The sequence below is a fragment of the Paenibacillus sp. Marseille-Q4541 genome, from assembly GCF_018310695.1.
Classification (GTDB): Bacteria; Bacillota; Bacilli; order Paenibacillales; family Paenibacillaceae; genus Paenibacillus.
Window position 1 is genome coordinate 87,900 of sequence record NZ_JAGXCY010000017.1, and the last position, 13,446, is coordinate 101,345.

At 41.1% G+C, this 13,446-nt stretch carries 9 protein-coding genes and 1 riboswitch; all 9 genes read left to right on the forward strand.

Annotated features, from left to right (window positions below):
- The first annotated feature begins 133 nt into the window (after positions 1-133).
- Positions 134-1,093 (forward strand): AAA family ATPase, encoded by a 960-nt coding sequence (locus tag KFT32_RS16885; RefSeq protein ID WP_211748419.1) that lies wholly within the window; start codon positions 134-136, stop codon positions 1,091-1,093.
- Between the two features lie 4 nt (positions 1,094-1,097).
- Entirely contained in the window at positions 1,098-2,372 is a 1,275-nt protein-coding gene (locus tag KFT32_RS16890; protein WP_211748403.1) for a DUF58 domain-containing protein, read from the forward strand.
- Between the two features lie 23 nt (positions 2,373-2,395).
- Positions 2,396-4,669, forward strand: a complete 2,274-nt coding sequence (locus KFT32_RS16895; RefSeq protein WP_211748404.1) for a transglutaminaseTgpA domain-containing protein — start codon at positions 2,396-2,398, stop codon at positions 4,667-4,669.
- Positions 4,670-4,832: 163 nt separating this feature from the next.
- Complete coding sequence (gene guaA, locus KFT32_RS16900) at positions 4,833-6,371, forward strand: glutamine-hydrolyzing GMP synthase (protein WP_211748405.1); 1,539 nt, start codon at positions 4,833-4,835, stop codon at positions 6,369-6,371.
- A gap of 242 nt (positions 6,372-6,613) precedes the next feature.
- A complete protein-coding gene (deoD, locus tag KFT32_RS16905; RefSeq protein WP_211748406.1) occupies positions 6,614-7,327 on the forward strand; it encodes a purine-nucleoside phosphorylase in 714 nt (237 codons plus the stop codon).
- Between the two features lie 214 nt (positions 7,328-7,541).
- Positions 7,542-8,936 (forward strand): MFS transporter, encoded by a 1,395-nt coding sequence (locus KFT32_RS16910; protein ID WP_211748407.1) that lies wholly within the window; start codon positions 7,542-7,544, stop codon positions 8,934-8,936.
- A gap of 18 nt (positions 8,937-8,954) precedes the next feature.
- Positions 8,955-10,133, forward strand: coding sequence for a phosphopentomutase (gene deoB, locus KFT32_RS16915; RefSeq protein WP_211748408.1), 1,179 nt, complete (start codon positions 8,955-8,957; stop codon positions 10,131-10,133).
- 245 nt (positions 10,134-10,378) lie between these two features.
- On the forward strand, positions 10,379-11,122 hold the full coding sequence (locus KFT32_RS16920) for a GntR family transcriptional regulator (RefSeq protein WP_211748409.1): 744 nt from the start codon (positions 10,379-10,381) through the stop codon (positions 11,120-11,122).
- A 294-nt stretch (positions 11,123-11,416) separates the two neighbouring features.
- Positions 11,417-11,516: riboswitch (purine riboswitch) on the forward strand.
- A gap of 170 nt (positions 11,517-11,686) precedes the next feature.
- The gene (locus tag KFT32_RS16925; RefSeq protein WP_211748410.1) at positions 11,687-13,054 is read left to right on the forward strand and encodes an NCS2 family permease; all 1,368 of its coding nucleotides are present in this window, start codon (positions 11,687-11,689) and stop codon (positions 13,052-13,054) included.
- Positions 13,055-13,446 lie beyond the last annotated feature (392 nt).

The window sequence follows — 13,446 nt, forward strand, 5'->3', positions numbered from 1 at the left end:
GGGCTTTTCTCCAGGCCTTTTTTGTTGTGCTTCCTATGTCTATTTACTCTATGAAAGGGAATACTAGCAAAAATAGAGTGAACAAAAAGTGAGTAGGACTGTGGATTAAGGAGGAGTTATCGCCATGGAATATATGAAATCTAGTGAATATGCTTCTGGTCTACTTGAGAGAGTAATTCAGCGTGTGGAGACCGTTATTGTTGGTAAGAAGAAAGAAATTAGGTTAATTCTTATCGCTATGCTCTCCGGGGGGCATGTATTGCTGGAGGATGTGCCTGGTACAGGAAAAACAAGGTTGATTCGTACACTGGCTTCCTGTCTATCCGCGAATTTTGGACGAATCCAGTTTACATCTGACGTCATGCCTTCTGATGTAACAGGAACATCCGTTTATAAACCGATGACTGGAGAGTTTGAGTATCGTCCTGGACCTATCATGGCAAACATCATTTTAGGTGATGAAATAAACCGCGCGTCACCTCGAACTCAGTCTGCCTTACTTGAAGCAATGGAGGAGAAGCACGTTACAGTGGATGGAGTTACCTATGCTTTGCCACGTCCATTTTTGCTACTGGCTACCCAAAATCCTCTACAGTTTGAAGGTACCTATCGTCTTCCTGAAGCACAATTGGATCGGTTTCTTATGAAGCTGAGTTTAGGATACCCGGATATTGATGGTGAGATCGAGATTATGAATCGGCAGGAGTTTGTGTCTATTTCCCCTGTGAAACCCGTTATGTTAGCAGAAGAACTTGTTAAAATGCAACGTGAAGTTGCTGGTGTTTTTGTCGATCCTTCATTAAAAAAATACATCGCTGAATTTGCTGCTGCATCGCGAAAACACAAGGATTTGGTGCTCGGAATCAGCCCACGGGGAAGTCTTGCGTGGATGATGGCTTCTCAAGCAGCTGCTTATTTGAATGGAAGAACTTATGTCATTCCTGATGATGTGAAAGAAGTTGCTTTACCCGTTTTGTCTCATCGAATACGTACTCGCTATGAACTCTTGCAATCCTCGGATGCAGAGCGGATTGTCGTTTCTTTGCTTCAACAATTACCTGTTCCCGTACAGTCCTCAAGAATGAGGGGATAAGCATATGTGGAGAACATTTATCAGTCCACTGGTTATGTTGCTAATCACAAGCCTTCTTTTTTTCGTATATCAATTACAGGGTGGAGAGACCCTTCTGTTCCTGATTGTATGCTGTATCATCCTTACTGGCTACGGCATCTTTGCACAGATCGTCGGTCCAAGCAGGATACATATATCGAGAGACTTTCAGCCAAATCGGGTTACTGCAGGAGAGAAGGCTGAGGTGCGAATTCAGGTAACGGTAGAGTCCAAGATCCCCTTATTGTGGTTGAAGATTGAGGAGGCTGTCCCTTTTAAACATACACATATCATTTTTCCCCGCAGACGCTATTATCAAAGTTCCTATTCTTATCATCTAAAGGCAATTCACCGGGGGGTATACTCCTTTGAACACTGCAAAATTACCTGGGGGGATGCATTTGGTTGGTTTACTCGAAGTAAACAGGTCGAAGTGCCAGGCGAATTCATTGTCCATCCATCTTTTCATCCACATTATACAGACTCACAGGAAGAGTATGGGAAAACGCAAGATGGACAACGAACCCGAAGCAGCTACCTAGAGGAATGGAAAGGTTATGAAGTGAGGGAGTATAACACGGGAGACTCTCTCCGCTCTATTCATTGGAAGAGCTCGGCAAGACGGGGCAAGTTACAAGTCCGCATTCCAGAAGAAAGCCAAGCAAACAGGCTATATCTTATTTTGGATAATGAAGCTTACTCTTATATGTACAAGGGCAAAGATGGTTTAGATGAGCTTTCATGGGAAGCGTATGATACTGCGATTTCGCTTTGTGCTGTTGCTCTGAAAAAGGCATATAACAATGGGATTTCACCCTATATAGCTACCTATTCTACTCAAGCAGGAAGACATACTTGCCACTGGGCGAAGACGAAGGAATCAATGAATGGGTCAAACGAGAAGCTAATTAATCAATTGGATTATTTGTCACGACTGGAACCGGAAGGGAAAACGGAGAGGAATGCCAAGGAGAATCGTTCACTCGCAGGGAGTAGTGTAGAAATGGTTTGGCCTACCACAAGCACTCACTCCTTTCCTGTTGGCTCACAAGTTTATGTGGTAACAGGTTGTTTGAATGAACAGAACGTAGAGCTGGCAAAAGAGCTCAGTAGGCAAGGATTACGGGTACATTTTTATGAGATGACAGATTGGAAGAAGAAGCACAAATCGCAGAAAGTCAAAGAACATTTCTTGGCGGCTGAACTGGAAAAGGAACGAATCTGGGTACAGGCGGTACCATCTATTTTGGAGAGTGTCTGACGTAAAGGGGAGGAGGAACTTGTGTGGTATCGACTGAGGTAAGCGTGAAAACAAACGGATATAGTGAACCCTGGCTGTACCGGTTGGGAGTATCGTTTTTACTATACATCATGTTTATAGACTGGTTTATGCCTGCAGGTATAGGAGAGCAATCTCATCTTTCTCCTTCTATGGTGACAATGATCATCCTTACGGCTGTACTGCTTTTTATCGGGAGTCTGCGAATTTCTTTGAAATATACGATTGGTATGAGAGTAGTTTGTGCACTGATTGGCCTGTGGTGGATGCTGCTGCCATCAGCGGGAGAGACATGGGTACTGGATTATGGAAATACGCTTCAAAAGGACATTGAGAGTTGGGTGGGCTCTGGGCATTTTCGTGATGTCAGTGAGGAATCAAGAGCGCTTACCATCGTCATAGGATGGACGCTTTTTGTAACTTCTGTTCAGATGTTGGCTATTCAGCTGCGAACCGTCTTTTTGTTTGGTATAGTTACCGTCGTTTATTTACTTTGCATGGAGCTATTGAATGGTATTCACTCTCCCGGCGGAATGATTCGGACTGTATGCTGTTTTTTATTGTTGCAGTCTTTATTGCAGCTACCGAGGTTATTAGGAATAGTGGAAGAGTCTATCGCGAGCAAAAAACCACATGTAAACTGGGCGGGAACAGCAGTTGCTATTGTACTGATGACTACATTTACGACGACATCCATTGCTTCTGCGATCCCTGCAAAATCGGGAGATAGTGAAGTACTTACAAGTATTTGGGATAAGGTTTCTGAGTGGGCAAGTTCTAAGCCAGATCGAAATGCAGCAGCTACTTTTGCTACTACGGGCTACGATCCAGCCGGGAGGGATATGGGAGCACCGCTTGTGCAAAGCAATGCAGTTTATTTTACGGCGACGAGTCCTACTCCCGCCTATTGGAGAGGGCAATCTCGAAGTATCTATGACGGCAGAAGTTGGCAGCGTGCGGGAGCAGCATTTGAAGCCTATGAGTACATTAGCACGAACGGAAGAATTAGGGAGGAAGAGATTGAAGAAAATCCATATTTTCGTTTGGTAAAACAGACGATTACTCTTCAGGAGCCAGCAAAGGGAGGATCGGATATCTTTGCCGGGGGAGTACCTTTGCGCCTATCATTTAACGATGTTAACGGAGACGGTACAACGAATGAGAATCATCTGTCTGGACATGATAAAAATGGTTCTAGCCTTTATATATGGAGCGACCCTTCTTCGGGAAACTTGAGATTTGATGATAAACAATTAACCGAACCTGTTCAGAATTACAGTATGGATGTGCTACTGCCTGTTCAAGATTTGACAGTGCTTCGTAAAGCAAAAGGAGAAGATCCAGCTTCCGTCCGCAAGACAGATCTTCAGCTTCCTTCTAGTTTGCCGAAACGAGTTCAGGATCTCGCAGCTTCCATTACAAGCGGTACAAACAATCGGTATGATGCGGTTATGTCCGTGTCCCGGTATTTAAAAACAAACTATACTTATACACTAAACACACGAGTTCCTGGGATTGATAAGGATTTTGTAGATGACTTCCTATTTGTAACGAAAAAAGGATACTGCAACCATTTTTCTACAGCTATGGTTATTCTACTTCGAAGTGAAGGGATTCCTGCCAGATACGTGCAGGGATTTGCGCCTGGTGAACGTGATGAGCAGCAATCAGGCAAGTATACGGTCACTCAAGCCGATGCGCATTCTTGGGTAGAAGTTTATTTTCCGGGGGCCGGATGGTTTCCCTTTGAAGCAACCCCGGGTTTTGAAATGGCACCCGAGGAGCAAGCTGTGTCTACCGTTGATAAACCAGAAGCCGGCATTTCGAAGACGAGTGGATTTCAAAAAACAGCGAGCGATTGGATCGATGTTTTACGTACATGGATCGCTGGCGGAGTTCAGCCGCATGTACTGGCATGGACTGCAGCCGTAATGCTGTTGCTCACGGCTGTGGTTGTGGCGGGGCGTACATATGGCCCCGCCTTACGGCTCCGGCTGCGGCTGATTTGGCCGCGCCGTGCCTTCCCAGACCGCGATCGCCTGCTTCACATCGGCGCTCCGGTTTGGGACTTGCTCGCGCAGCGCTATGGCAAGCGCGAGAGTGGGCTTACGCTGCGGGAATATATCGCAGCGCTGCCCGTTATGGATGACGCCGTACGCGATGAGGTACGGCGGTTCGCCGCGGACTGGGAAGCCCTGGTCTATGGACCAGCTGGCCCTTCCCGCGGCGAGAGCACTGCTTTTTTACAGCGCTGCCTGCGTATCGCTAAATTCCTGTAAAGAAAGCGCTGTTTATTTACTGGCGAAAGATAGCAGAATCCTCGTCTAGGTGAGAAGACTTTTTTTGACAATATTTTATTAATAAGAAGAAAACGAGCTTTCCTTGACGTCAGGTTTTGTCGCCCAGTATAATTAGTCTCATTGAATTGAGGGAGGCACGGTAATGATAAAGCCAAATGAAATTGTCGTTGTTCTAGATTTCGGGGGACAATATAACCAATTAATCGCAAGAAGAATCCGCGATCTCGGAGTATACAGTGAACTGCTTCCATATAACACACCAGCAGAGAAAATACGTGAACTTGCTCCAAAAGGTATCGTTTTTTCCGGCGGCCCTTCCAGTGTTTATGCTGAGAATGCACCGCATGTAGATCCTGCTGTGTATGACCTGGGCTTGCCGATTTTCGGTATTTGCTACGGTATGCAGATGATGGCCCATCAACTTGAGGGTAAAGTAGAACGTGCTCATAAACGTGAGTATGGTAAGGCAGATGTTCTTTTTAACGCAGGTTCTGACCTGATAGCAGGTCTCGAACAGAATCAAACCGTTTGGATGAGTCATGGAGACCACGTTGTTTCCTTGCCAACAGGATTTAAACTTGATGCAGGAACGGAAAGTGCTCCGATTGCAGCAATGAGCCACCCAGAACGTAAACTGTATGCAGTTCAGTTCCACCCAGAAGTGCGCCATTCATTGAATGGTAACGACATGATTCGTAACTTCCTCTATAACGTGTGTGGTTGTGAAGGTAACTGGAGCATGGAGACTTTTATTGACGACAAGATTCGCGAGATTCGTGAGCAAGTTGGCGATAAAAAAGTACTTTGTGCCCTGAGTGGCGGCGTTGATTCCTCGGTAGTTGCAGCATTGATCCACAGAGCGATCGGTGACCAACTGACTTGTATGTTTATCGATCACGGTCTTTTGCGTAAAGGTGAAGCAGAAGGCGTTATGGAAACTTTCGTAGGTAAATTCGATATGAAAGTGGTTAAAATTGATGCTCGTGATCGCTTTATGTCCAAGCTAGCAGGAGTAGAAGATCCAGAACAAAAACGTAAAATTATCGGTAACGAATTTATTTACGTATTTGAAGAAGAATCCAGCAAATTTGATGATTTCGCATTTTTAGCACAAGGAACGCTTTATACAGATATCGTAGAGAGCGGTACGGCTACTGCGCAAACGATCAAATCTCACCACAATGTAGGCGGACTTCCTGAAGATATGAAGTTCGAACTCATTGAACCGCTGAATGCACTCTTCAAGGACGAAGTTCGTAAAGTCGGCGAAGAATGTGGATTGCCTTCAGAGATCGTATGGCGTCAACCATTCCCAGGACCAGGTCTTGCGATCCGTGTACTTGGTGAAGTAACAGAAGAGAAACTGAAAATTGTTCGTGATTCTGACTATATTTTACGTGAAGAGATTGTTAAAGCAGGTCTTGATCGTGAAATTTGGCAGTACTTTACGGCGCTTCCTAACATGAAGAGTGTAGGGGTTATGGGCGACGCTCGTACGTATTCCTATACCGTAGGTATTCGTGCAGTTACTTCCATCGATGGAATGACAGCAGACTGGGCGCGTATCCCATGGGATATTCTCGAAAAAATCTCAGTACGTATCGTTAACGAAGTGGATAACGTAAACCGTATCGTTTATGATGTGACTTCCAAACCACCTGCAACGATTGAGTGGGAATAGAATAAATATTTGATATTGTTAATTAACTACAAATCCTTGGTCTATAAGGGTTTGTGGCGTTAATAGCATGAATAATTAAACACTCCCTTTTATTTGCGTTATATAGCAAATAAAAGGGAGTGTTTTTTTTATACGACTCTTTGAAAGTGCTTGCATAAACCGAAAAGTTATGATAAATTTTACTTGTCTAAAAAACATACAAGTTAAAACTAGCATATTTTCTACAAAAGGAGCAGATGAAAATGATTACTACCAAAGAGACACCTCATATTAAACCAAACGGAGTAGAAATAGCTGAAACGGTTCTGTTGCCTGGCGATCCTTTAAGAGCAAAGTTTATTGCAGAAAACTTCCTAGAAGATTACCAGTGCTTTAACGAAGTAAGAGGAATGCTCGGGTACACGGGCACTTATAAAGGGAAGAAAATCTCTGTAATGGGTACCGGCATGGGACCAGCAAGCATGGGGATTTATTCTTGGGAATTAATCAATGTATTTGGAGTTAAGAATCTAATCCGAATTGGTACTTGTGGTGCAATGCAAGAAGATATTGAACTCTATGATGTTATTTTTGGTATGGGAACCGCAACAGATTCCAATTACGGTCATCAATTTAATCTGCCTGGACAATATCCACTAACTGCTTCTTTTGATCTTTTGCAAAAAGCAAAGAAAATTGCAGATGATAAAGGTCAAAAAGTTCATATCGGAAATATTTTATCAAGTGAAATTTTCTACAATGCGGATCCAACAGCGAAAGATAAATGGCGCGAGATGGGAATACTAGCAGTTGAGATGGAATCTGTAGCACTTTATTGGAATGCCATCCAAGCACGTGTAAATGCACTATGTATTCTAACTGTTAGTGACCATGTAATTACTGGAGCAAGAACAACTCCTGAGGAACGCCAAACTGCATTCACTAAAATGATGGAGATTGCCTTAGAGTTAGCGTAAACTACTTCTTTCATACAAAAGTAAATGATATAAAAGTCTAGATAAGGCTTCCTTCACTATGCCCTTAGTGGAGTAAGTGAAGGAAGCCTTTAATAACAAAGGTATTTTCCGGTCCGTTGCTTAAGAAGAAAAAAGATGTTTTTCTTCTACGCCATATATGTAAGCGCTATTATTCATCTTTGTATTATGCAGCAGGAGATTTTGGAGGTATGTTATGAATAGTTCAGCTGAAAATAAACCGGCAGTTAACTTAGGGAAAATCGTTCCGGTTATATTGCTCTTAATGATTTTCTCACTCGTAATCGATAACTCGTTTAAGATTATCTCTCCAGATTTAGTAGAGTATTTTGGCGTTTCAGCAAGTACGGTAAGCTGGCAAGTGACGCTTGCAGGATTAGTCATTGGTATTGGAGCAGTCGTTTATTCATCTCTATCTGATTCGATCAGTATACGAAATCTACTGACGGCAGGTATTTTACTCATTTGTATAGGATCTTTACTTGGTTATGTTACACATACGAATTATTGGTTAATTGTTTTTTCGAGAATTGTCCAGGCTGCTGGGTTAGGGGCAACAGAAACCCTTTACCTCGTATTCATTACGAAATATGCATCTGAAGCAGAACAGAAAAAATATATGGGATATAGTACAAGTAGTTTCCAACTTGCTACCGTTATTGGTACATTAACCGGCGGATTTGTTGTTACGTATCTAGCATGGCAAAACTTGTTTCTAATTCCTTTGCTCAGTTTGTTACTGTTACCTTCTATTCTTAAGTATTTACCAAAAGAAGAAAATAAGAAGAATAATCTAGACTTTATCGGACTTTTCATCGTTGCGATAATTGCTACTTCTATTATGCTATATATGTCTTCATTCAATTGGGGACTGTTCATACTCTTTATTGTCTCTGTGATTGCGTTTTTACTCTATATTAGCAAAAGTAAGAATGCTTTTATCACCATTGATTTCTTTAAAAATAAACAATTTTTATTTGCATTAGTGGTCGCATTTATCATTAATACGCTATATTCTGCTTATGCGCTGAACACACTTTCGTTTTTGCTAACAACCGTATATGACATTAAACTAGATACGGTGTCCTTAATGTTCATTCCTGCGTGTTTACTAGCTGCATTTGTTGGTGCTCTATCTGGTAAAATAGGAAAGTATTTAAACAGTAAGCAATGTGTTTATCTAGCCTTTAGTTTAATTTTAGTTAGTTTATTGCTTGGTGCCTTCTTCATAGAAGCATCCATCGTGGTATTCGTTATATCTCTAATTTTGTTTTCTTGCAGTTTTGCACTGTTGTATGCTCCGCTTATCGATATTAGCCTTAGAAATGTACCAACTGAAAAATCTGGAACTGCACTCGGATTCTACAATTTATGTCTCAATATCGCGATGTCCGTTGGTTTTACCTATTCCGCTTTGTTGATCGATAAGAAGGATTTACAATTCGAATTCTTACGTTTTATAACAGATGAACCAACCGCATTGAATTATAGCAGTATCATCATTATTCTTGCAGCGATTGCTGTAGTATCGATTGTATTGTTCTGGTTATTATTAGGTCGTAAAGTAGATAAACGTACTCCACAGAACTAGAGAAAGGAAGAGAGTCTTATGAAAAAATTTAAACGTGTACATTTGATCGTCATGGATTCAGTCGGAATTGGAGAAGGAAAAGATGCGGCTGAGTTCAATGATGTTGGTTCCCATACTCTATTACACATTGCAGAACACATGAACGGATTAAAACTGCCTAACCTAGCGAGATTGGGTCTGTCCAATATTGAAGAAATCGTAGGGGTGCCGAAAGCGGAGAAACCTCTTGCTTATTACACTAAATTACAAGAAAAATCAGTGGGTAAAGATACAATGACTGGTCACTGGGAGATCATGGGTCTTAATATTGATAAGCCATTTAACGTGTACCCAAATGGATTCCCAGATGAATTAATTAAACAGATTGAAGACATAACAGGGCGAAAAGTAGTAGCGAATAAGCCTGCAAGTGGAACAGAGATTATAGATGAATACGGCGAACATCAGATGAAAACAGGGGATCTGATCGTTTATACATCTGCTGACCCAGTTCTGCAAATTGCTGCTCATGAAGAAATCATCCCACTTGAAGAGCTATATGATATTTGTGAAAAAGTACGGGAAATCACGAAAGACCCTGCATATTTGATCGGCCGGATCATCGCGCGACCTTATGTAGGTGAACCAGGGAACTTTAAGAGAACATCCAATCGTCATGACTATGCATTAAAACCTTTTAATAAAACGGTCATGAACAGCCTACAAGACGGAGGCTACGATGTAATCGCTATTGGAAAAATCAATGATATCTTCGATGGCGAAGGCGTTACGGAATCTGTTCGTACGAAAGATAACATGGATGGTATGGATAAATTGCTTGAAGTCATTAATAAAGATTTTAGTGGAATGAGCTTTTTGAATTTAGTTGATTTCGATGCTTTATACGGTCATCGTCGTGATCCCGAAGGGTACGGTAAAGCATTAGAGGAATTTGATAAGCGATTAGATGAGGTATTAGATTCCATCCGCGAAGATGACTTATTAATTATTACGGCTGACCATGGGAATGATCCAACTTTCCCTGGTTCAGACCATACTCGTGAATTTATTCCTGTATTGGCCTATTCGAAGCAATTAAAGGATAGTGGAAAATTGCCTGAAAATGATACATTTGCTGATATTGGTGCAACCATAGCAGATAATTTTGAAGTGGATATGCCAGAATACGGTGAGTCTTTCTTGAAATTTCTTAAATAATTGATTATGCACAAACCTCCAAAAATCTTTTTTGGAGGTTTGTACAATTTCTGATTTAGACAAAATGAGTGTCCTTGTGTCCAACTTCGACCCAAAAAAAATGGATTGAGGAAGAGAATGACATTTCTTGTCGTCTAGAAAATGATGTGTCATAATGGGTCAAAATACGGATGTGATTTCTTTTCCATTTGGCCAATAAACCATTCTAGTAACACTTTGAATTTATAGAAAAGGACACTAAACGAATGAATACTAATAATATAGATAAATTGAAACGTCCACTCTATATCAATGTATATGACGAGCTTCTTCTCCAGATTACGAAAGGAGAATATCGCGTAGGCAGTCAGCTTCCTTCAGAGCCTGATTTAGCAAGAGAACTAGGGGTTAGTCGTGCAACGTTAAGACAAGCTTTAGTCCTTTTACAAGACGATGGATTAGTGAGAAATATACGTGGTAAGGGAAACTTTGTACTGGAATCTTTCTATAAACAAAAGGACGTTCAATTAGAAAAACTAAGCAATCCCATGCATAAATGCCATATAAGTACCTTTGACCAAATTGATTTACATTATCGGCTGGATCCGCAAACGGAACATACGAAACAAGTTCTAAAGAGGGATTCATCTACCGTTGTAGCTTTAGAACGTTTGTATAGAAAGGGAAGTGATTTACTTGCTTATGCCTTTACTTTTATGTCTATGCAAACAGTAGAAAGTTTATCTTTGGACCTCGATAATAAGGAACAACTATTGGGATTTCTAGAGAATGAAGCCTATACAATCGCTAACCATGGGGATATTGAAATAAAATATACACATACCGTTAATCTAGCTGATCCGAAGGAAAAATTAATGGGTCAAAACGAGTGTTTCTTACTGCTAGAAACTCTTTACAATAAAACAGAGGCTGATTATCCCTTAATGTATAATAAATTTTATATACCACAGCAGTTCTCTAAAATAAAATTAAATGCATATAAATCCTAACTGAGACTTGAACAGAGATGCTTGAATATGGCCCCGCAGAAACGTGATATAGGTAGATTTACATCATTTATTGTTTCATAGGCTAAGGAGAAGAAGCCCTAGACTTGCGGCTTCTTTTTTTAGTTCTATTTTATATCTCTTCATACATAATTTAGTTTCATGAAAAAAGATTTATTGTTTTCACGACTTTCGTAAAAATGAAAGATACGAACGTTACATACAAAGTAACTTTGAATCATTCGTATTTTTTTGTTGACAATCCTATCTATCCCTCCTAGAATGAAACTTGGAAAAACTAATAAACACATGCTTTTTCGTATAATCTCGGGAATCGGCCTGAGAGTTTCTACGAGATCACCTTAATGATCTGGCTACGAAAGAAGATATGCTACTGAACTCACTAACTGTTACCAATATCTGGTCGCTTAGGGCGAATAAGATGATGGTGCTTTTAGGGATTCCAGCGTATCCTTTTAGCGTAAGCCCTTGAAGATCAATTTCTTTGAAGGGCTTTTTGTCGTTTTGAAGTTAACCGACTTATCTCTAAGGGGGAATATTCGGATTATGGAGAGTTTCTTTAAATTAAAGGAACGCGGGACAAATGTCAGAACAGAAGTTATTGCAGGTTTAACTACGTTTATGACCATGGCGTACATTCTGATAGTAAACACGATCTTTTTAGGGGAAAGTGGAGCGGGTATACCAGATAATGCCGTCTTTTTTGCAACAGCTGTAGGTGCCGGACTCATGACGATCCTGATGGGACTGTTCGTTAATGTTCCGATTGCTCTAGCCCCGGGTATGGGTCTTAATGCATATTTTATGACGGTTGTACTGAGCTCGAATGGTACAATTACTTGGCAAGCTGCGCTAGGTGCGGTCTTCATCTCAGGTCTAGTGTTCATTCTGCTGACCGTAACAAAGATTCGTCAAAAACTTCTCGTAGCAGTACCAGATAGTATTAAAACGGCTATTACTGTAGGTATTGGGCTGTTTGTAGCGGTAATTGGACTTAAGTTAAGTAACTTAGTTGTAGCCAACGTAAATCCTGGAACAGATATAGCACATCCTGTAGCGGGTGGAAGTTTCAATCTTGCGTTTGGTAATCTTACGCACGCAGACGTTATTCTTACTCTCATTGGTCTGCTTATTATCGCAGTGCTTATGGTACTTAATGTGAAAGGCGCTATGCTGATCGGTATCGTAGCTACTACGATCATTGGTATCCCAATGGGAGTAACGAATTTGAGTGGACTTAGCGGATCCAGCTGGATTCCTGACTTTAGTGGTCTTGCAGTAGGTCAACTGGATATTATGGGTGCACTAAAACTTGGATTATTTGAAATCATTTTTGTTTTCACTTTTGTAGAGTTGTTCGATACATTCGGTACTTTGGTAGGGACATCTACACGGATGGGGCTAATGAAAGACAAGGAGAAAGGCGAGAAGATCGTCGGTAAGGCGATGCTCGTTGATGCAGCCGGTGTCAGTGCGGGTGCTGTACTTGGTACAAGTACGATTACGGCATTTGTAGAAAGTTCAGCTGGTGTAGAAGCGGGTGGACGTACAGGACTGACATCTGTAACGACAGGTATTATGTTCCTCCTAGCACTTCTCATTGCTCCGTTAGCATTAATAGTACCTTCTGCAGCGACTGCACCTGCTCTTATTATCGTAGGTGTGCTAATGATGAGTCAGGTTCGAAACATTGAATGGGATGATTTCCTGCAAGCTTTCCCTGCATTCTTGACGATTGTTATGATGCCATTTACCAACAGTATTGCTAACGGCATTTCACTAGGTATTATCTCTTATGTTGTGCTTGCTGCTTTTTCTTCTGTAGCAACAAGCCGCAAAGTGAAAATTCATTGGTTGATGTGGATCTTGTTTGTTATCGTTCTTGCAAGATACATCTTCATCGGTTCCGAATAAAGATAGAGTGGATAGTCAGTTATAGCCTTGCTCTCCGGAGTGAGGCTTTTTTTTGTTTCTTCTATATAATAGAAATGTAGATGATGCATAGGTGATTCTTTATATGAAAGTTGTTGAGCGGTAGTTGTATTTGTGATTGAAGATGAGGAGTGGAACGCGCATATTATAAAGAAGATTCTTGAGTCTATGAATCTGATAGAATTATATTTAATAGTTTTTTAGAAAAAAGGGTTGCAATCTACTTATCAGCATGGTATATTCTAATTCCGGCCAAGAAAGTTAGCCAGTAAGCAATACACTGAATAACCTGCTTTTCTAACGAAGTCGAAAAACTTCAAAAAAAAGCTTGCATTTCTAAACCGGACATGATATGATATAAAAGTTGCTGACGA

Bases quoted from the DNA above. Each gene is read 5' to 3' on its own strand.
- deoD (WP_211748406.1), top strand. From the start codon at position 6,614: ATGATTACTACCAAAGAGACACCTCATATTAAACCAAACGGAGTAGAA.
- KFT32_RS16885 (WP_211748419.1), top strand. From the start codon at position 134: ATGAAATCTAGTGAATATGCTTCTGGTCTACTTGAGAGAGTAATTCAG.
- KFT32_RS16910 (WP_211748407.1), top strand. From the start codon at position 7,542: ATGAATAGTTCAGCTGAAAATAAACCGGCAGTTAACTTAGGGAAAATC.
- guaA (WP_211748405.1), top strand. From the start codon at position 4,833: ATGATAAAGCCAAATGAAATTGTCGTTGTTCTAGATTTCGGGGGACAA.
- KFT32_RS16920 (WP_211748409.1), top strand. From the start codon at position 10,379: ATGAATACTAATAATATAGATAAATTGAAACGTCCACTCTATATCAAT.
- KFT32_RS16925 (WP_211748410.1), top strand. From the start codon at position 11,687: ATGGAGAGTTTCTTTAAATTAAAGGAACGCGGGACAAATGTCAGAACA.
- deoB (WP_211748408.1), top strand. From the start codon at position 8,955: ATGAAAAAATTTAAACGTGTACATTTGATCGTCATGGATTCAGTCGGA.
- KFT32_RS16890 (WP_211748403.1), top strand. From the start codon at position 1,098: ATGTGGAGAACATTTATCAGTCCACTGGTTATGTTGCTAATCACAAGC.